Here is an 849-nt window from a genome sequence, read left to right as displayed (position 1 = left end):
ACGACGCCCCGGTCCTCACCGATTTCCATGTGGGCCTGGCCTTCCCATGCCAGCACCCCCTCGATCACCGCGACGGCATCGCCCAACTCCCCGCCTGGCGCATCCTCCCCGACAAACTGAACTCCCAAGTCTCCGAAACCTGGCAGGGCGACGCCGGCGGCGGCCCCGTCGGCTGGACCACCCTCCTCCTGAAATCCCAGCCCATCCCCGCCTACCTCAACCACGACTGGACCCGCGACTGGGGCGAATTACAGCGCCTCACCCCGTATATCGACGCCCCCGCCATCACCCCCACCGTCCGCGTGGAGAACCGCTGGGGCTGGGTGAACGACACCCCCATCATGGCCACCCGCCGATCGACTGCGCCGCAGGTAGGGTGACCGCCATGAAACGAGGCGTCCTGATCGCGGCAGCGCCCATCCTGCCGATAGCCGCACTCCTGATCCCGGCCGGACCGTCCGCGGCCGATGCGCCCCTGTACTTCGACTCCGCCCCGATCAGCCCCGGTCCGGGCTGCTCGGGCAAGGTGACCGCGGAGGTCTCGGCGAGTCAGGGCCAGCAGGCCCGGGAATTCGCGGACTTCATCGACAGCTCGACGCGGGTGACGGTCAACTTCACGCCCGACACCAATCCGGCGGGGTCGCTGTCCGCGTCCCCCGGTGACACCTGCGAAATCTCCACCACGGTCACCATGCGCAACCTCGACACCGGAGTCTCCAACACCGAAACCAAATCCACCCAATACGACGGCCACTACGGCTGGCACGCCGCCTTCTTCACCCTCCCGGGCTCCGGCCGGGTCTCGGTCTCCGTCAGCACCAACCCCACCCCCGCCGAACTCACCATCAC

Annotated in this window: 2 protein-coding genes; both read left to right on the top strand. The window is 68.3% G+C overall.

Translation table 11 applies throughout. The features are described from left to right. The coding region (locus ACAM49_RS40305) for an arabinosyltransferase C-terminal domain-containing protein (protein WP_369640760.1) at positions 1-380 on the top strand (380 nt) is incomplete at its 5' end. A 5-nt stretch (positions 381-385) separates the two neighbouring features. Further along, a partial coding sequence (locus tag ACAM49_RS40300) for a hypothetical protein (RefSeq protein WP_369640759.1) occupies positions 386-849 on the top strand: 464 nt, incomplete at its 3' end.

It is taken from the genome of Nocardia sp. JMUB6875 (assembly GCF_041154655.1).
Lineage (GTDB): Bacteria > Actinomycetota > Actinomycetes > Mycobacteriales > Mycobacteriaceae > Nocardia.
This window is presented reverse-complemented; position numbering and strand designations above follow the sequence as displayed.